The sequence below is a fragment of the Actinomyces johnsonii genome, assembly GCF_006546835.1.
Classification (GTDB): Bacteria; Actinomycetota; Actinomycetes; order Actinomycetales; family Actinomycetaceae; genus Actinomyces; species Actinomyces johnsonii.
Window position 1 is genome coordinate 262443 of record NZ_VICB01000005.1, and the last position, 18652, is coordinate 281094.

The following is an 18652-nucleotide window of genomic DNA, read 5'->3' on the forward strand; positions in this document are numbered from 1 at the left end:
CACCCGAACTCAGGAGAACCCTATGGGACTGTTCTCGCGCCGCCGTGACGACGCGTCCACCGAAACCGACGAGCCCGCCCTCGACTCCGACGACGGCTCCGGCGAGTCCACGGCTTCTGGCCCCTGGGACTTGCACGAGCTGCCCGAGGACCAGGAGGAGGTGCCCCGCATCGATCTGGGCTCGCTGCGGATCCCGGCCGTCGACGGGATGCAGCTGCGCATGGAGCAGGGGCCCGAGGGCACCATCACCGCGGTGGTCCTCGCGCTGGGCGGCTCGGCACTCGAACTGAGGGTCTTCGCCGCACCGCGCACCGCCGGTATCTGGGATGAGCTGCGAGGCGACATCGCCGATGAGCTCGCCGGAAGCGGTGCCCGCTACGAGGAGAGCTACGGGGAGCACGGTACCGAGCTGGTCGCCCACCTGCCCATGCGCGGCCCCGACGGCAAGACGACGACCGGCACGATCCGCTTCCTGGGCATCGACGGGCCCCGCTGGTTCCTAAGGGGCGTCCTTCAGGGGCATGCCGCCTCCTCCGAGCAGTCGGCCCAGGCCCTGCGGGAGGTTCTGCGTGGCATCGTCGTCGTTCGCGATGGTCAGGCCCGTCCTCCCCGGGAGATTCTTCCCCTGCACGCCCCTGGGGCCGCGGCTGGCCCCGAGGCCGAGGACCTGCCCGGCATCGACCCGCTCGCTCCCGGTCCGACCATCGCCGAAGTGCGTTAGATGTCGGTGCTGTCCGTCCGTCTGAAGCGGCTCGTCCAGTCGCTGCGCACCAGCCGCGAGCACCTCGAGGCCGAGGACGAGGAGCGCTCCGCCAGCCGCCGGGGCACTGATCCGATCGGGGCCCTGGCCTCGCGGCAGCGGGCTCGCGTCTCGGGGGTTCTGCAAGCGGTTACCTACCGCTCCAGTCAGGACAAGCCGATTCTCGTCGGGCAGCTCTACGACGGCACCGGCAGCATCGACCTGGTGTGGTGGGGGCGACGGCGCATCGCGGGTATCAAGCCGGGCATTCACCTGCTGGCCGAGGGACGAGTCGCCGACGGCACCCACCGCCTGCAGATCCACAACCCCGCTTATCAGTTGCTGGGGCCGGGGCAATAGCGACCGGCAGCGAGTTTCCGGGGAAGGACTTACGAATGAGCAGCCGTTCTGCTGACACTACGCGCACGGGACTGGGCGCGATCGACTCCGAGCGCTTCGACGCCATGACCGCCGTGGGCGGATGGCGCGGCATCGTCGAGTCCGTCGTGCCCACTCTCGTGTTCGTCCTCGTCATGGCGGTGCGGCCCACCGCCCTGGTGATGGCCCTAGCCGCCTCCCTGGCCGTCAGCGCCGTCGGCCTCGCGGCCCGCCTGGTCCAGCGCCAGTCTCCGGCCCAGGTCGTGGGTGGAATCGTCTTGGTGCTCATCTCGGCCCTGTGGGCCTGGCGCAGCGGCGAGGCCTCCAACTTCTACGCCACCGGACTCATGATCAACGCGGCTTGGCTGGTCGCCTGCCTAGTCTCCCTGCTCATCGGCTGGCCGGTCGTGGGCGCCCTCATGACCCTGTGGCACCGGGTCGCCGACGAGTCGGACGGGAGCGGAAATCCAGAAGAGTCTGAGGCGACGGAAGCGATCGATGACCCCGACGCCACCGCCGACGATGATCCCGCCGCGCGCCCATCGGCCTGGCGCACCGACCCGGCCCTGCGCAACGTGAAACTCCGCTACCACGCGGGCACCTGGGTTCTGACGCTGATGTTCGCCCTGCGGCTCGTCGTCGAGGTGCCCCTTTTCCTGGCCGGCGAGCGGGCCGTGTCCTACCTGGGCGCCGCCCGCCTCATCCTGGGCGTGCCGCTGTACGCCCTGACCCTGTGGTTCATCTGGCTCCTGGTCGCCCCCGGCCGGATCGCCCGGGCCGAGGCGCGCACTGATCGCACTGACCAGTAGCCCCGTCACCCTGAGTCCGGTGAACGCGGCTCAGGGCTGCACGGTCACGTGAAGATGAGGGGCAGTTCCTTCAGGCTGGACTCCCCCTCGCGCGCCGTGAGGAAGATGAGCTCGTCCCCACGCTCGAAGCGCTCGTCGCGATCGGGCGTGATGGGGCGGTAATCGCGCAGGATCGCCGCCAGCACTGTGTGGGGCGGCAGCTCGATGTCGGAGACGAGCTCGCCGACGACCGGTGAGTCCTCCGGCAGGGTCAGCTCGTGCATGGAGGCGCCCGACTGGTGGAAGTGGAAGATGCTCACCAGGCTGCCCACGCTGACGGCCTCCTCCACCAGGGCCGTCATGAAGCGGGGCGTCGACACGGCCACGTCCACGCCCCAGGTCTCGTCGAAGAGCCACTCGCTCTTGGGATTGTTGATCCGGGCCACGGTGCGGGGCACCCCGTACTCGGTTTTGGCCAGTAGGGAGATCACCAGGTTGGCCTTGTCGTCCCCGGTGGCGGCCACGATGACGTCGCAGGTCTCGGCCCCGGCGCGCTCAAGCGCCTCGATGTCGCAGGCATCCGCCAGCTGCCAGTCTGCCTCGGGGACAGAGGCGATGCGCATGGCCTCGGCGGAGCGGTCGACGAGTGTGACCTCGTGACCGTGGCTGATGAGCTCGCGGGCGATGGAACGGCCCACGGATCCGGCTCCGGCAATCACGATCTGCATGGCTCAGGCCTCCTGGGTCGGGGCGTGCGACAGGGCCCGGCGCACCTGGCCGATGCGGTCGGTGCTCACCGCGAGGTGCAGGCGGTCGTGCTCCTGGATGACGGTGGCGGCCTCGGGCAGCAGGGCCGTGGCATCGCGCGAGATCCAGGCGACGCGCACCCCCAGGCGGTCCTCGAGGGCCCCGATGGTCGTACCCACCCACTGCGGGGAGGCACTGGGCTGGATGAGGGCGACCATGCCCGAGGGATCCTCAAGCTCGCGGGCACTGGAACCGGGAAGGATTCGGCGCATCATCTGGTCGGCCGTCTGGCGCACGGTGGCGACCGTGGGGATACCCAGGCGCTCATAGACGTCGGCTCGGCGCGAGTCGTAGATGCGGGCCACGACGTTGTCCACCCCGAAGCTCTCCCGCGCCACGCGCGCGGCGACGATATTCGAATTGTCCCCGTTGGACACCGCGACGAAGGCGTAGGCCTCATCGATGCCGGCCTGCTCCAGGGCGTCGTGATCGAAACCCACGCCCTTGACCTTGCGGCCGTTGAAGTCCGAGGGCAGACGGCGGAATGAGTCCGAGGACCGGTCGATGACGGACACCGAGTGCCCCATGCGGTCGAGCTGAACGGCCATGGACGCTCCGACGCGGCCACAGCCCATGATGACGAAGTGCACGAGGAGGACGGTACTCCGTTCTCGGCCTGCGGACGTAGCATCTGGAGACGTGCGTGACTTCGCAGACCGCATCAAGCGGCTTCTCGTCGGCCGTCCCGTCCCCAGTGGGGCTCTGGGCGAGACGCTCCTGCCCAAGAGAATCGCCCTACCGGTATTCGCCTCCGATGCCCTGTCCTCCGTGGGCTACGCCCCAGATGAGGTGCTCATCACTCTGGCCGTGGCCGGAGTCGCCGCCACCTCACTGTCCCCGTGGGTCGCCCTGGCCGTTGTCGGCGTCCTGGCAGTCGTGGTGGCCTCCTACCGCCAGACCGTCCATGCCTACCCGTCGGGCGGAGGCGACTATGAGGTGGTCTCGGCCAACCTCGGCTCCCACGCCGGCCTCCTGGTGGCCTCGGCCCTGCTGAGCGACTACGTCCTGACCGTTGCGGTCTCCGTATCCTCCGGCACCTCCTACCTCGCGGCCGCCCTGCCCGCCCTGGCCCCCTACAAGGTGGAGATCGCCGTCGCCGTGGCCACTGTCCTGGCGGTGCTCAACATGCGCGGTTCGAAGGAATCGGGGCGAGCCTTCGCCATCCCCACCTACCTGTACATGGGCGTTATCGGCATCATGGCCGTCGCCGGCTTCATTCAGGAGCTCACCGGGAGACTCGGACAGGCCGAGTCCGCTGGTTTCGACGTCGTCACCTACCCCGCCTGGGAGCAGGGGCTGACCGGCCTGGCCGGAGGCTTCCTGGTCCTGCGGGCCTTCTCCTCGGGCTGTGCGGCCCTGACCGGCGTGGAGGCGATCTCCAACGGCGTCCCCAGCTTCCAGCGCCCCAAGTCCCGCAACGCCGCCACGACACTGCTGCTCCTGGGCGGGATCGCCGCCCTGATGCTCATGAGCGTCATCCATCTGGCCGGCGCCGTCGGCGTGCGCATGGTGGAGGACCCGGCTCATCAGCTCCTGCGCAACGGCGTCCCGGTCGGGGACACCTACCACCAGGATCCCGCGATCGGACAGATCGCCGCCACCGTCTTCTCCGGCTTCCGGCCAATGTTCTACCTGGTCGCCGCCGTCACCGGCCTCATCCTGGTCCTGGCCGCCAACACCGCCTTCAACGGCTTCCCGGTCCTGGCCAGCGTTCTGGCCCGCGACGAGTTCCTGCCCCGCCAGCTCTCCCAGCGCGGCGACCGTCTGGCCTTCTCCAACGGCATCATCGTCCTGTGGCTGGGAGCCGTGGCCTTCCTCGTGGGCTTCGAGGCCAACACCACCCGCCTCATCCAGCTCTACATCGTGGGCGTCTTCATCTCCTTCACGCTCTCCCAGGTGGGCATGGTGCGCCACTGGACGCGCGAGCTGACGATTGCCACTGACTCCAAGGCCCGCTCGCGTATGCACCGCGCTCGCATCATCAACGCCATCGGTGTGCTGGGCACCGGCACGGTCCTGGTCATCGTCCTGCTCACCAAGTTCACCCGCGGAGCCTGGATCACCCTGACGATCATGGCACTGCTCTACCTGGTGATGAACCGGATCCGCCGCCACTACCGGCGAGTCAGCGAGGAGGTCGCTATCTCCGACCTCCACGACGCCCGCGTCCTGCCCGCCCACGTCCACGCCATCGTCCTGGCCTCTCGCCTCCATCAGCCAACGCTACGGGCCCTGACCTACGCCCAGTCGACTCACCCGACTGCCCTAGAGGCGCTGACGGTGGATACCGGGGACGGTGGCGCCGAGCGCCTCCTGGACGCCTGGGAGGAGGCCGACATCGCGGTGCCCCTGACGGTCCTGGACTCGCCCTACCGGGACATCACCCGCCCGGTCATCAATTACGTGCGCTCGGTGCGCCGCGAGTCCCCCCGTGACCTCGTGGTCGTCTTCCTGCCCGAGTACATCGTGCGCCACTGGTGGGAGCAGATCCTCCACAACCAGACCGCCCTGCGTCTCAAGACCGTCCTGCTGTTCACCCCGGGCGTCGTTGTCGCCTCCGTGCCCTGGCAGCTGGGACTGCCCGGACAGCGGCACATCCACCACGGCGTGCGCGCCCGCACCGCCGAGGGCATCATCGACGCCGATGTCGCCATGCGCCGTCACGTCGACAGCCACCTCAGTCACCTCAACGGCTCCGGCACCGGTGACGTCGGCGCAGACCGCCAGGAGAACTGATGACCCCGCACCCTAACCAGACCGGTCGGCCCGCCCCCAGCCGTGGGCGGCCCCGCGAGATCACCCTGGCCGTCGGGGCACCGGCGCACGGCGGGCATTGCGTGGCCCGGCCCGTGGACGATCCGGGCGGCCGCGTCATCTTCGTGCGCCACTCCCTGCCAGGGGAGACCGTGCGGGCCCGGCTGACCGAGATGACGTCGCGGACCTGGCGCGCCGACGCCGTCGAGATCCTCCAGGCATCCCCGGACCGCGTCGACTCCGTCTGGCCCGAGGCCGGTCCTGCGGGCGTGGGCGGGGGAGAGCTCGCCCACGTGGCCCTGGACGCCCAGCGCACCTGGAAGCGCTGGGTCCTGGCCGACTGCCTGCGCCGGATCGGCGGCCAGGAAGTGGCCGACGCCGTCGCCTCCCTGCCCGAGGCCGCATCCGGAGCCGCCGTGCCGGTCGAGCCGATGCCCACCGACGCCGAGGCCCAGGCCTCCACCAGCGCCCGCCGGCGCGCCCTTGCAGGAACCGCCACCCGCACCCGCGTGAGCCTGACGGTCACCGACGACGGCGAGCCGGGCATGCACGCCTTCCGCTCCGGGGCGGTCCTTCCCCTGCGCCGTCTGCCCCTGGCCGTGGCCGCCATCACCGAGATCGGTCTGCTGGAGCGCCCCCGTTGGCGCGCCCACTACCGGCCCGGTATGCGCATCGAGGCCGTCGCCCCCAGCGGTGGAGAGCCAGTCGTCCTGCTCGACGACCGGCTCCTGACCGCCCAGGCGCGCAGCACCGGGCGTCGCCGCGTCCAGGAGGTCGTGGACGTCTCCGCCCTGGGGCTGGGGGAGCTGACCTACTCCGTGCACGCCGAGGGCTTCTGGCAGGTGCACGTCGATGCCCCCCGGGTCCTGGTCGAGCGCGTCGTGCGCGCCGCCCTGGGGGAGGATCTCGACCGCGCAGCGGGTAGCCGCGTCCTGGAGCTCTACTCGGGGGCCGGCCTGTTCACCCTGCCCCTGGCGGCCCTGGTGGGTGGCGCCGGCCAGGTCCTGTCCCTGGAGGGCGACGAGCAGGCCGTCCGCGATGCCCGCCGTACCCTGCACGACCACCCCGCTGCTCGCCTGGCCGCCGGACGCGTCAGCCCCCGCTCGGTGCGCGAGCTCGCCGGTTCCTTCACCGGAGACCGCCCCGACGTCGTCGTCCTCGATCCTCCGCGGCAGGGGGCTGGCCGCGAGGTCATCGAGGCCGTCGCCGCTCTGGGAGCAGAGCGCATCGTTCTGGTGGCCTGCGACCCGGCGGCCCTGGCCAGGGACCTGGGAACCCTTCTGCATGCCGGCTACGAGCTGGGCTCCCTGAGCGCGCTGGACATGTTCCCGCACACGCACCATTTTGAGACGATCGCGGTGCTCGACAGAGCCTGAGGCAATGGCGATGGGCCCCAGTCCGTGAAGGACTGGGGCCCATCTCATGCTCCTGGAAGGAGTTCTGTCAGCCGGTGGGCCGATCAGGCTGCACGACGACGAGCGGCCAGGATCGCATATCCCGTTGCCAGGAGGGCGGCAACGGCCGCTACCACCGGCATGGCGTTGGAACCGGTACTCGCCAGGTTACTGCCGCCATCACCCGATGGCGTGTCGGCTGTCGCACCGGGTGCGGGGACCTCGGTGGGAGTGGGCGTCGGCGTGGGCTCCTCGGTGGGAGTGGGCGTCGGCGTGGGCTCCTCGGTGGGGGTCGGCGTCGGCGTGGGCTCCTCGGTGGGGGTCGGCGTCGGCGTGGGCTTCGGGACCTCCGAGTAGGTGTTGGTAACCGTGACAAGGGTGGCGCTGGCAGGACCCTCCTTGATCGTGAAGGTCCCGTTGTCGACCTTGGTGTTGACCGTGTAGCCCTCGCGCTCGGCGCCGCCGTCAGCCTGCTTCTCCTTCTCGGAGACGACGCACTTGGTGCCTACCGGTACCAACGGGCCGTCAACGGGGGTGCCGTCGCCCTTCACGTCAAGGGTTCCCTTGGAGTCGTTCTCACACGTGTAGTCGATCCGGAAAGTCTCCTTGGAGAAAGCCTCCTTGTTGCTTCCCTCGACCTTCTTTGAGATGGAGAAGGAACCTGTCTTCTGAATGACATCGTTGTACAGGCCCACGGCCTGTACGGAGGAATCGACCGAGAACGTCGCGGTGTCCTGCGTTTCGGTGCCGTTGACGGAGAAGGTCTTGCTTCCCCAGCTAAGGGCTTCGGGAAGAGCCGCTGCGGACGTGTCCTCCGTCAGTGTGACCTTGGTTCCCTTGGGGAACTCGCGCAGGGTGTCGGTGGCCTGCTGCTGCCCCACGGTCACCTCGACGGTGTAGGGGTTCGACGTCGGCTTGTTGGCCCAGGTCGGGTAGTCGGCCTCGGTCGTGCCGTTGGGAAGCTCGTAGGAGACGTTCACACGGACTTTGGTGTCGGCTGCGACGTCATTCTGGCGGGCGCCGGTGACGTACTTTTTGACCCCGAAGGAGCCGAATCCCTGTGTCAGCTGCACGTCGTAGGAAATCGGGTCCTTGTAGGCCATCTGTGCGGATACCGTGGTGTTCTTACCACCGTTCAGGGTGGCGCTGTTGGTGTAGACCCGACCTGGAACGATCTTACCGCCCTCGGCCAGGGACTGGTAAACGATTTCGTAGTTCGCGTTCTTGGCGAAGGTGCCGTCCGTACGGGACAGGGTGATGGACGCAGTGGTCCCGTCGGCGTTGATGGTCGGCTTCAGGACGAACGTTCCGTGGTTGGTGTTCATGGCTGTGCCGTCGGCCTTGGCGACGTCGAAGTAGCCGTCGGCGCCACCGCCGTATTCCTCGGGGTTGACTCGCACGTACCAGGAGCCGAGATCCGGGTTGAGGGTTTGCCCGCCCCCGGAGACGTCGTTGAAGGTGACGCTGTTGACGCTGCCCGCCTCCACTCCCAGGTGGTTGGCGATGGTCGTACCACTGAACTGGATGTGCCAGGTCAGAGCACTGGAGTCGCGCTTAAGGGAATTGGCGTACTTGCCAAGGTCCTTCTCAACCCAGGCGATAGGTAGAATCCGCTCGTTGTTGGGGTGGAAGACCTCGACATCAGTGCCGTTGGCGTTGAAGGTGGTCTTGTTGTCCTGGGTCACCTTCTGGGCCACGATCATCTGGTTACCCGACCCCTTGAGTTCGGTGGCGGCGCTGATCGCGGCGTTGAAGGTGCAGGTGAGGGTCTCAGAGGTCGTGACGCAGTCGCCCACCTTGGTGCCGTTCCCGAGAACAAGATCGTCGTGTCGACCGATCTCACGGTACCGGTACTCCGCCGGAAGACCGATGCTGAAGGACTCGCCCGGCTGCGGATTGGCGGTAGATGCGTCCCAGGCGAACTTCATGCGAACCGGGTCTTCGAGGTGCGCAGGCTTACCCGGATACTCCGTACCATCCTTGTCGGCGAGGATGAGAGGACTGAAGGAAACCTTTACTCCGGTATTCTGATCCGCGCTCGCACGAGGTGCCACTAGCGCGGCAAAGCTACCCAGTGCGATCAGCAGTACGCCGGCGAGCAGAGTCGCCACGTGCTTGCGATGCACAAAGAGGTGCTGTAAGTGCATTCTTTATCTCCGTCTTGATGGGGATGTTCCTGTGTTGTTGGGGGAAGTACAGGAATTCGTCGGGATACTATGATGTTGACTCCAACGGCGGGCGTACCATTTACGTTTTGTAACCATTGCGTTGCCGTATTGGTATATTTGCTGATCGGACGCTTGGGGTGTGCGCACTCCCCGTGGGTCCGCGTGGCCGCGTGAGGACTCCGTTCCCAATGCGTGTGTCGGGCTTTACCTCATTGCCGTCGTTCTACTCGATGACCGGCTCCTGGACCGCCCAGGCGCGCAGGGCTGTGCTCGTCGCCTGCGACTCGGCGGTGCTCGCCCGGGACCTGGGCTCCCTGCTGCACTCGGGCTACGCCGTCGGCGCGTACGCGCCCTTGGCATGTTCCCGCACACGCACCACGTCAAGACGATCGCGGTGCTTGATCGCCCCTGAGTTCGGCCTCGCGCATGGGGAGGGTGTCCCGTGGACCGCGACGCGGCTCTGCGGTCACCATGTGGGCATGAGTTCCACGGTGATGAGTCGTCGTGCACTTGCGGGGCTGGTTGCGCTCGGCGGTGCTGGAGTGATGGCGTCCTGTAGGGGTGGTGGCGGTGGTGCCTGTCCTCGACCGGGGCGGGATCCGGGGGTTGAGACCAGGGTTCTTAAGGATCGGGGTGATGTGGATGGTCGTTTGTGGGAGGCGGCGACTGCGGCGAGCTGGCGGACGGACACGGGGCTGCGGTTTACCGGTTCCTTGAAGGGGGACTATCTCGACTACGGCGGTCCTGAGAGGCTCGGTTCGTCCCGCCGGGATTTTGCGGGGATGCCTAGGCTGGTGCATGAGGACAGGGACTGTGTGGTGTTTCAGGCGGGGTCGGGGGTGTGTGCGCTTGAGCGTGCCGATGGGCGGGTGCGTTGGTCGGTGGCGTTGGAGGATTCTCGTGGATTGGTGGCCGGGGGTGTGTCGCGTGGGTTGGTGTGGACCAACGCGGGTGCGGTGGATCTGGGGACCGGTGAGGTGAGGGGTGTGCCTGAGGCGGCGTCCCGGGCGGACAACCTGGTGGCCGGTGAGGGCGTCGTCGTGACCATCGTGCCCCGCTACGGCGACAGGAGTGAGCTTGTCTGCTTGGAGTCCCGCGGCTGCTCGGAGAGGTGGCGCACTGGGATCGACGACCCGGGTATGGCCCCACTGAGGCTCGGTGACAATGAGGTTTCTATCGGGATGTCGAACTGCTACGACCTGGACAACGGCGAGTACCACCTGGAGGTGGTGGATTTTTCCCCTCCCAGGCCGCGGGAAGGGGTCTTCCTCGTGGTTGACACCGAGGCCGGCAGGTGGGTGCGGGTGGTTGTTGACGACGACGGGGCGGGGGTCGCGGTTCGCGCCTTCGCCCCGCAGGAGGGAATGTACGACGCGGGCTACCGGGAGCAGTACACCTCGGGGGAGGAGCTGTGGTCGGTTCCGTTGGAGGCCCGCCCGGGCGCCGTTGTCGCCATTGACTCCGCCCTGGGGAAGCAGGGGTCCTCCTTCTGGGTTGTGGACCTGGACGATTCCGGCGCGCTGTACCTGTCGCACTGGCAGCCCGGCCCTGCGTAAGTGCGGCCCCGACCGACGATAGGTGCGGGTGACCGCACGTTAATCGGCTTCGCCTCGCGGTGGGCCCTGCATTGCTATCGTTACTCTGCCTGGGATCCTTCAGACTCTGCGGCATGTTGACGCTGGATGACGGAGTGTCGTCTAGCGTGTGTCGCGGCCTGATCGGGCAGGTCGGCTCCCGCACCCCGCGGGCGCTCGGCGGCCCGCCCCCTTGTGCAGAACAGGAACGACGTTGACGAGCCTCGACACCTTCCACTCCCGCTCCACCCTCGACGTGGACGGCCGCGGTTACGAGATCTACCGCCTCGATGCCGTCCCCGGCCTGGAACGTCTGCCCTACAGTCTCAAGGTGCTGGCCGAAAACCTGCTGCGCACCGAGGACGGCGCCAACATCACCGCCGACCACGTGCGCGCCCTGGCCACCTGGGACCCCGCCGCCGAGCCCGATACGGAGATCCAGTTCACCCCGGCCCGCGTTGTTATGCAGGACTTCACGGGCGTGCCGTGCATCGTGGACCTCGCCACCATGCGCGAGGCGGTCGCCGACCTCGGTGGTGACCCCGAGGTCATCAACCCCCTCAACCCGGCGGAGATGGTCATCGACCACTCTGTCCAGATCGACTCCTTCGGCCTGCCCGGCTCCCTGGAGCGCAACAAGGAGCGCGAGTATGAGCGCAACGCCGAGCGCTACCAGTTCCTGCGCTGGGGCCAGGGGGCGCTGTCCAACTTCCGCGTCGTCCCCCCTGGCACCGGCATCGTCCACCAGGTCAACATCGAGTACCTGGCCCGTATCGTCTTCACCCACGAGGCCGACGGCGTCACCCAGGCCTACCCCGACACCTGCGTGGGCACCGACTCCCACACCACCATGGTCAACGGCCTGGGCGTCCTGGGCTGGGGCGTGGGCGGCATCGAAGCCGAGGCCGCCATGCTGGGCCAGCCCGTCTCCATGCTCATCCCCAAGGTCGTGGGCTTCAAGCTCTCCGGAGCCATCCCCGCCGGCGCCACCGCCACCGACGTGGTCCTGACCATCACCGAGATGCTGCGCACCCACGGAGTGGTGGGCAAGTTCGTCGAGTTCTACGGTGAGGGCGTCGCCGAGGTCCCGCTGGCCAACCGCGCCACCATCGGCAATATGAGCCCCGAGTTCGGCTCCACCGCCGCGATCTTCCCGATCGACGATGTCACCCTGGACTACCTGCGCCTGACCGGCCGCTCCGAGGATCGCGTGCGCCTCGTGGAGACCTACACCAAGGCCCAGGGCATGTGGCACGACCCTGCCCGCGAGCCCGTCTACTCCGAGTACCTCGAGCTGGACCTGTCCACGGTGGTGCCCTCGATTGCCGGCCCCAAGCGCCCCCAGGACCGCATCGTCCTGTCGAGGGCCAAGGAGTCCTTCCAGGAGGTCCTGCCCACCTACGCCTCCCAGCCCTCCAAGCCGACGCCGGTGACCCTCGCCGACGGCACCGCCACCGAACTGGACCATGGCCACGTCGCCATCGCCTCGATCACCTCGTGCACCAACACCTCCAACCCCTCGGTGATGATGGCCGCCGGCCTGCTGGCACGCAACGCCGTAGCCCGGGGCCTGCGCTCCAAGCCCTGGGTGAAGACCTCCACCGCGCCTGGCAGCCAGGTTGTCACCGACTACTACGAGAAGGCCGGGCTGTGGCCTGCCCTCAACGAGCTGGGCTTCAACGTCGTCGGCTACGGCTGCGCCACCTGCATCGGCAACTCCGGGCCCCTGCCGGCCGAGGTCTCCCAGGCGGTCAACGACGCCGACCTCGCCGTGGTCTCGGTGCTCTCGGGCAATCGCAACTTCGAAGGGCGTATCAACCCCGACGTCAAGATGAACTACCTGGCCTCTCCGCCACTGGTCATCGCTTACGCCCTGGCCGGGACCATGGACATCGACTTCGCCACCGAGCCGCTGGGCCAGGATCCCGAGGGCCGCGACGTCTTCCTATCCGACATCTGGCCCGACCCCACCGAGGTCCAGGCCGTCATCGACGCCACCATCGACCGCGAGATGTACACGCGCGACTACGCCGACGTCTTCGCCGGCGACGAGCGCTGGCAGGGCCTGGACACCCCCGAGGGGGACACCTTCGCCTGGGACGAGGAGTCCACCTACGTGCGCAAGGCCCCCTTCTTCGAGGGGCTGACCACGGAGCTCACCCCGGTCACCGACATCGAAGGCGCCCGGGTACTCGCGCTGTTGGGCGACTCGGTGACCACCGACCACATCTCCCCGGCCGGTGCCATCAAGGCCGACTCCCCGGCCGGCCGCTACCTGGCCGAACACGGCGTGGCCCGCGCGGACTTCAACTCCTACGGATCGCGCCGCGGCAACCACGAGGTCATGATCCGCGGCACCTTCGCCAACATCCGCCTGCGCAACCGGCTGCTCGACGGTGTCGAGGGCGGCTACACCCGCAACTTCCTCACCGGCGAGCAGGAGTCGATCTTCGACGCCTCCCAGGCCTATCAGGCCGCCGGCATCCCGCTGGTGGTCCTGGGCGGCAAGGAGTACGGCTCGGGCTCCTCACGAGACTGGGCCGCCAAGGGCACGGCCCTGCTGGGCGTCAAGGCCGTCATCGCCGAATCCTTCGAGCGCATCCACCGCTCCAACTTGATCGGCATGGGCGTGGTGCCCCTCCAGTTCCCGGCGGGTCAGAGCGCCGAGTCCCTGGGGCTGGACGGCACCGAGACCTTCTCCATCGCGGGCCTGACGGCGCTCAACGAGGGCGTCACCCCGCGCACCGTCGCGGTCAAGGCGCAGAGGGCCGACGGCTCGGTCATTTCCTTCGACGCCGTCGTGCGCATCGACACCCCCGGCGAGGCCGACTACTTCCGCCACGGCGGCATCCTGCAGTACGTGCTGCGCCAACTCGCGAGTTCTTGAGAGCTGGTGCGTTGACGGCGCGGGGCGATCGCGGATCGGCGATCGCCCCGCGTTTCAGCTGATGGGCACTATGGCGAGATCTACCTCGTTCGTCTGCGAGCAGGTCTGGAAGGAGTCTGCTTGCCCCCGGGTGTTATTGTAGGTAACTTAATAGCTATGACAGTTAGCCAACTTGGAGTGCCGGGCGGCACCATCGCCTACGAGGTGCATGAGCCTGTCGGTACAGGTGCTGGATCGGCTGCAGCGAGTCGGCCGCTCGTCGTCTGCTCACCGGCCATGGGGGACGTGCGGGACGTCTACGCACCACTGGCGCAGTCCCTGAGCGAGGCGGGCTTCCGCGTTGTCACTGCGGACCTGCGCGGTCACGGGGACAGCTCGGCAACCTTCACCGCCTATGGTGACGAGGCCACAGCATCCGACCTCATTGCCCTGATCGAGGCTCTCGACGCCGGCCCCGCCGTCGTCGTAGGAGCCTCCATGTCCGGAGCCGCTGCGGTGATCGCAGCCGGGCGCCGCCCCGACCTGGTGTGCGGGCTCGTGCTCGTCTGCCCCTTTCTGCGTGGGCCGCAGAGTCGAGTCAAGACTCTTGTGCAGCGCACCATGCTTGGGATCGCGCTGATGCGCCCTTGGGGTCCTGCTGTGTGGAACAGCTACTCGGCCAGGCTGTGGCCGGGACTGCCCGACGCTCGGCAGCGAGCCACGAGCCTGGTGGACTTGCTGCGCCGCCCAGGGCGCTGGCACGCCTTCTGGGCTACGACCCGCACCGACCACCGCGTCGTCACCCCCTGGCTGGACAAGGTGGACTGTCCTGCCCTCGTGGTCATGGGACAGAAGGACCCCGACTGGAAGGATCCCATGGCTGAGGCCTCCTGGGTGGCTCGTGCCGTTGGTGACGGGGTGGGAGAGGTCATGATGGTTCCCGACGCAGGGCACGCCCCGATGCTGGAGTGCTCCGACGTCGTCGGGCCGCGTGTGGTCGACTTTGCTCGGCGTATCGTCGCTGACAATGCTGCGCCGAGGCCGGCGGGGGAGAGGTAAGGAGAACAAGATGCCACGAGCGGGACTGAGCACCGAACGCGTGGTGGAACGGGCGGCGCAGATCGTCGACGAGCATGGTCTTGAGGCGCTGTCCCTGAGCCGTCTGGCTGCCGATCTCGGAGTCGCGCCGCCGAGCCTGTACAAGCACGTTGCAGGCATGGACGATCTGGTTCGGGGAGTCTCCGTGCGGGCGGTGGAAGAGCTCGCCGACCGCCTGGCGGCCTCCGTCATGGGGCTGGCCGGACGTGACGCCCTGAGTGCCCTTGCTGAGGCCTACCGTGGCTTCGCCCACGAGCACCCCGGGCTCTATCCGATGACCCAGGTCCCCGCGGGGACGTCAGATGGGAGCCTGAGCCCGATACGTTCATCCGCAGCCCGACGCACGGTTGACGTCGTCACTGCGGCGCTGGCCGGCTACCGCATCCCCGACGAGCGGATCATCGATGCTGTGCGAATGACTCGGGCGTCACTTCACGGTTTCGTTGATATCGAGGTCCACGGGGGCTTTGCCATGGACGCATCCATTGACGTGAGTTTCGCCACCCTTGTCGACTCCCTGGATGCGGCCCTGGTTGCTCTGGGCGGATAGGAGGGTGGTGCCACGTATCAGTGGGGATGAAAGGATAAGTCACCTCAATGACCCTACTGGGAAGGGTGACGGCTGCGTGAGGTTTCCTCACGTGCAGGCGGTGATCCGCTGAGGATTCCCGCAGTCACCCCGGAATAGAGGCCCGTCGCTCCCCGTTGCCCTGGCGTCCAGACCACGCCGACCGGCAACCGCCGAAGGAGATGTGCACCCATGTCCCAGTCCACTGTCAACAGCGACGCGATCAGCCAGGCAGACGTCCCGGTCGAGGATGTCGACCTGCTCGTCGTCGGAGGGGGGAAGGCCGGCAAGTCCCTGGCGATGCTGCGCGCCAAGGCCGGTGACAAGGTCGTCATGGTGGAGCGCGACAAGGTGGGCGGCACCTGCATCAACGTCGCCTGCATTCCCACCAAGACCCTCATCTCCGCCGCACGGGTCCTCCACGAGGTCCAGGGCTCGCACGCCTACGGCGTCACCCTGCCCGAGCAGGACGACGGCACCGACGCCCTGACCCAGGCCCGCATCAACCTGGCCTCCCTCCGCGCCCGCAAGGAAGCCGTCGTGGGCGGCATGGTGGCGGCCCACGAGAAGATGTTCCCCGCCTCCGGGATGGACTTCGTCAAGGGCACCGCCCACTTCGTGGGGGAGCGCACCGTCGAGATCACCCTGAACGACGGCGGCCTGCGGCGCGTACGCGGCGCCAAGGTCCTCATCAACACCGGTACGACGCCGTCGGTCCCCCCGATCGATGGCCTGGCCGACGTGCCTTACTGGACCAGCGAGGACCTGCTCACCCTGCCCGAGCTGCCCACTGGGCTCGTGGTCCTGGGCGGCGGCGTCATCGGTGTCGAGATGGCCTCCCTCATGGGCCTCCTCGGCGTGCCGGTCACCATCATCCACGCCGGGCAGCACATCCTGGACCGCGAGGACGACGACGTCGCCGCCGAGGTGACCGCCGGCCTGGAGGCTCTGGGCGTCACGGTCCTGGCCGGCGCGCGCGCCTCGAAGGTCGCCGCCGCCCCCGATGGGCAGGGCGTCGTCGTCACCACCGCCGACGGGCGCGAGGCGACCGGATCCCACCTGCTCGTCGCCCTGGGGCGCACCCCCGTCACCGCCGGTCTCGGCCTGGAGGCCACGGGCGTGGAGCTGACCGAGCGCGGCTTCGTGCGCGTCGACGACCACCTGCGCACCACCGCCGAGGGCATTTACGCCGCCGGTGACGTAGCCGGGACGCCCCAGTTCACCCACGCCTCCTGGAACGACTTCCGCGTCCTGCGCGATCTCTTCGCCGGTAAGGAGGCCTCCACCTCCGGGCGTCTCATCCCGTGGGCCGTCTTCACCACGCCCGAGCTCGGGCACGTGGGCCTGACCGAGGCCGAGGCCCGCCAGGCCGGCTACGAGGTGCGCGTCGCCAAGACCCCTACGGCCGCCGTCCCGCGCGCCAAGACCCTGGGCCGCACCGAGGGCTTCTTCAAGGTCGTCATCGATGCCCGCACCGACCTCATCCTGGGCGCCGCCATCATCGGCGCCGAGGCCAGCGAGGTCATCACCAGCATCCAGATGGCGATGCTGGGAGGCCTGAGGTGGCAGCAGGTGCGCGACGCCGTCATCACCCACCCCACCATGAGCGAGGGACTCAACATCGTCCTGGACTCCCTGGGCTGATTCACCGTGAGGATGTCCCCGCCTGAACAAGGCCGCTTCAGGCCTGTTCAGGCGGGGCGCACCCCCAGGTTCTCAACGCGCTCGGCTCCCGGCAGCGCCACCAGCAGTGCCCCGGGAACCAGAAGCTTGGAGTGGCGCACGCCCGAGCCGATGAGCACCGTGTCCCGGTCTGCTACGGCCCCGTCGATGAAGAGCCTCCAGTCCTCGGGCAGGCCGACCGGCGTGATCCCTCCGTACTCCATGCCGCTCATCTCCACGGCCCGCTCCACCGGCAGGAACGAGGCCTTGCGCACGTCGATGCGCTTCTTGACGACGTGGTTGACATCAGCGAAGTCGGGCGCCCGCACGACGCAGGCGGCGATGCGTTCCTGGCCGGTGCGCTTGCCGGCTACGAGCACGCAGTTCCCGGTCGCCTCGGGGTCCAGGGCGTAGTGCGCGTTGAGGGCGTCGGTGTCGGAGTACTGCGGGTCGATGGGGACCACCTGCGCCTGGCGGGCCAGATCCGCACCCTCGGGGGAGGAAGCTTCCAGCGCTTGCAGCACGGCGGCCACGGGCTCGGCGAGCAGGTCGGTGCGCTCCAGTGCCGGCTGCCAGCCGATCTCCGCGGCGAAGACCTCAGCCGGATCATGCAGCTCAGTCATTCCTCTCATCCTTTCGACGACGTGGAGCGCCTCTCGATGCGCTCCACCAGACGGGCTCTGACTCCAGGCCACTGCTCAGGGGTCATGGCGAACATGGCCGTGTCGCGCGGGCGTCCCTCCTCCCCGGGTGCCAGCGAGGGCTGCCAGGCGCGCAGGACTCCTTCGAAGGTCGCGCCCAGCGCCGCGATCGCGCCGCGAGCCACCTCGTTGCGCGCGTCGGTCTTGATGTCCACGCGGTCCACATTCCACTTCTCAAGGGCCTGCGTGAGTAGCAGGAGTTTGGCGGCCGGGTTGACGGCGGTACCTCGAACAGCGGGGGAGAGCCACGAGGAACCGATTTCGACGGCGAAGAGTCGCCCGTCCGGCATCCACCGCGGCGTCAGGTAGGCGGTGTGCCCGACGACGCGGCCGGTGGCGACCTCCACCTGCGCAAAAGGCGCGTAGGTGCCCGTGTCCCGGCGGGCCAGGCTACGGGCCACATAGTCCTCGACCTCCTCGGGCGTCGGCACCGTGGCGAATGGGCTGGTCGCGGCGGCCTCGGCGGCCTGCTGCAGTCCCGGAACGTGCTCGGGCGCCAACGGCTCCAGGCGCACGATGCTGCCAGCCAGTAAGCCACAGGTCAGGACGGGGGAGGGAATGTGCGGCGAGGCTGAGTTCATGCCCTGATCATGGCAGCCGGAGCGCGGACATCGTCGGGATGCTTCAGCATGTGGTCTCATTGTCCCCGTGCTGCACGTCATCTTCTTCTCTCCGCGCATCCCGGGCAACACCGGGGCCGCGATCCGCCTGAGCGCCAATACCGGCTCCATGCTCCATCTCGTGGACCCCCTGTTCGACATGGACGACGCCAAGCTGCGCCGCGCCGGCCTGGACTACCACGACCTGGCCAACACGCGCGTCCACGCCACCTGGCAGGAGTGTCTGGAACAGGTCCCCGGGCGCATCTTCGCCTTCACCTCCCGCACCGAGCGCCTCTACACCCAGGTCGACTGGCGCGACGACGACGCCCTCCTGTTCGGCCCCGAGCCCACCGGTCTACCCCAGGAGATCCTCGACCACCCACGGGTGGACGCCCACTTGCGCATCCCCATGGTGGAGGGCAATCGCTCCCTCAACCTCGCTAACTCTGCCGCCATCGGCCTGTACGAGGCCTGGCGATCCCTGGATTTCGCCGGCGGAGCCTGAGTCCTGGTCTGAGTCCCGGTCCCGGACTCCGCCGTCGACCCCGGCGCT

Annotated in this window: 16 protein-coding genes; 11 read left to right on the forward strand and 5 right to left on the reverse strand. The window is 68.3% G+C overall.

Going from position 1 to position 18652, the window contains the following annotated elements:
• The first annotated feature begins 22 nt into the window (after positions 1 to 22).
• Genes FK256_RS05915 through FK256_RS05925 form a run of 3 tightly spaced genes read left to right on the forward strand, consistent with a single transcriptional unit; the run spans position 23 to position 1926 of the window.
• Positions 23 to 721, forward strand: coding sequence for a DUF3710 domain-containing protein (locus FK256_RS05915; protein ID WP_141424054.1), 699 nt, complete (start codon positions 23 to 25; stop codon positions 719 to 721).
• Complete coding sequence (locus tag FK256_RS05920; RefSeq protein ID WP_141424055.1) at positions 722 to 1099, forward strand: OB-fold nucleic acid binding domain-containing protein; 378 nt, start codon at positions 722 to 724, stop codon at positions 1097 to 1099. It abuts the gene before it with no gap.
• Positions 1100 to 1134: 35 nt separating this feature from the next.
• Positions 1135 to 1926, forward strand: a complete 792-nt coding sequence (locus FK256_RS05925) for a DUF3159 domain-containing protein (protein ID WP_141424057.1) — start codon at positions 1135 to 1137, stop codon at positions 1924 to 1926.
• A gap of 44 nt (positions 1927 to 1970) precedes the next feature.
• On the opposite strand, the gene FK256_RS05930 is transcribed toward FK256_RS05925, so the two are convergent.
• Positions 1971 to 2633: a potassium channel family protein gene (locus FK256_RS05930; protein ID WP_021609320.1), complete on the reverse strand. Its 663-nt coding sequence runs from the start codon at positions 2631 to 2633 to the stop codon at positions 1971 to 1973.
• Positions 2634 to 2636: 3 nt separating this feature from the next.
• Positions 2637 to 3260 carry a potassium channel family protein gene (locus FK256_RS05935; protein ID WP_009233846.1) on the reverse strand — a complete coding sequence of 208 codons (624 nt, stop codon included), beginning with the start codon at positions 3258 to 3260 and terminating at the stop codon, positions 2637 to 2639.
• A gap of 91 nt (positions 3261 to 3351) precedes the next feature.
• Here FK256_RS05935 and FK256_RS05940 point away from each other — a divergent pair, with 91 nt between their 5' ends.
• Both FK256_RS05940 and FK256_RS05945 read left to right on the forward strand, forming a co-directional pair.
• The gene (locus tag FK256_RS05940) at positions 3352 to 5448 is read left to right on the forward strand and encodes an APC family permease (RefSeq protein WP_009233845.1); all 2097 of its coding nucleotides are present in this window, start codon (positions 3352 to 3354) and stop codon (positions 5446 to 5448) included.
• Positions 5448 to 6842, forward strand: a complete 1395-nt coding sequence (locus FK256_RS05945) for a class I SAM-dependent RNA methyltransferase (RefSeq protein ID WP_141424058.1) — start codon at positions 5448 to 5450, stop codon at positions 6840 to 6842. The genes FK256_RS05940 and FK256_RS05945 overlap by 1 nt, the downstream gene beginning before the upstream one ends.
• 83 nt (positions 6843 to 6925) lie before the next feature.
• Here FK256_RS05945 and FK256_RS05950 read toward each other — a convergent pair whose 3' ends face one another.
• Complete coding sequence (locus tag FK256_RS05950) at positions 6926 to 8788, reverse strand: DUF7926 domain-containing protein (protein ID WP_244936185.1); 1863 nt, start codon at positions 8786 to 8788, stop codon at positions 6926 to 6928.
• A 1226-nt stretch (positions 8789 to 10014) separates the two neighbouring features.
• Here FK256_RS05950 and FK256_RS05960 point away from each other — a divergent pair.
• From FK256_RS05960 to FK256_RS05980, 5 genes are all read left to right on the forward strand, one after another.
• Positions 10015 to 10584, forward strand: coding sequence for a hypothetical protein (locus FK256_RS05960; protein WP_244936187.1), 570 nt, complete (start codon positions 10015 to 10017; stop codon positions 10582 to 10584).
• Between the two features lie 232 nt (positions 10585 to 10816).
• Positions 10817 to 13489, forward strand: coding sequence for an aconitate hydratase AcnA (gene acnA, locus FK256_RS05965; RefSeq protein ID WP_141424060.1), 2673 nt, complete (start codon positions 10817 to 10819; stop codon positions 13487 to 13489).
• 156 nt (positions 13490 to 13645) lie between these two features.
• Positions 13646 to 14527 carry an alpha/beta fold hydrolase gene (locus FK256_RS05970; protein ID WP_244936188.1) on the forward strand — a complete coding sequence of 294 codons (882 nt, stop codon included), beginning with the start codon at positions 13646 to 13648 and terminating at the stop codon, positions 14525 to 14527.
• Between the two features lie 10 nt (positions 14528 to 14537).
• Positions 14538 to 15116: a TetR/AcrR family transcriptional regulator gene (locus FK256_RS05975; protein WP_141424064.1), complete on the forward strand. Its 579-nt coding sequence runs from the start codon at positions 14538 to 14540 to the stop codon at positions 15114 to 15116.
• 210 nt (positions 15117 to 15326) lie between these two features.
• A complete protein-coding gene (locus FK256_RS05980; RefSeq protein ID WP_141424065.1) occupies positions 15327 to 16778 on the forward strand; it encodes a dihydrolipoyl dehydrogenase family protein in 1452 nt (483 codons plus the stop codon).
• A gap of 47 nt (positions 16779 to 16825) precedes the next feature.
• Here the strand turns inward: FK256_RS05980 and FK256_RS05985 are convergent, their stop codons facing one another.
• Both FK256_RS05985 and FK256_RS05990 read right to left on the reverse strand, forming a co-directional pair.
• The gene (locus FK256_RS05985; protein WP_021609124.1) at positions 16826 to 17419 is read right to left on the reverse strand and encodes a YbaK/EbsC family protein; all 594 of its coding nucleotides are present in this window, start codon (positions 17417 to 17419) and stop codon (positions 16826 to 16828) included.
• A gap of 5 nt (positions 17420 to 17424) precedes the next feature.
• Positions 17425 to 18078, reverse strand: coding sequence for a GNAT family N-acetyltransferase (locus FK256_RS05990; protein ID WP_141424066.1), 654 nt, complete (start codon positions 18076 to 18078; stop codon positions 17425 to 17427).
• A 67-nt stretch (positions 18079 to 18145) separates the two neighbouring features.
• Here FK256_RS05990 and FK256_RS05995 point away from each other — a divergent pair, with 67 nt between their 5' ends.
• A complete protein-coding gene (locus FK256_RS05995) occupies positions 18146 to 18604 on the forward strand; it encodes a tRNA (cytidine(34)-2'-O)-methyltransferase (protein WP_009233831.1) in 459 nt (152 codons plus the stop codon).
• The last annotated feature ends 48 nt before the right edge of the window (positions 18605 to 18652 follow it).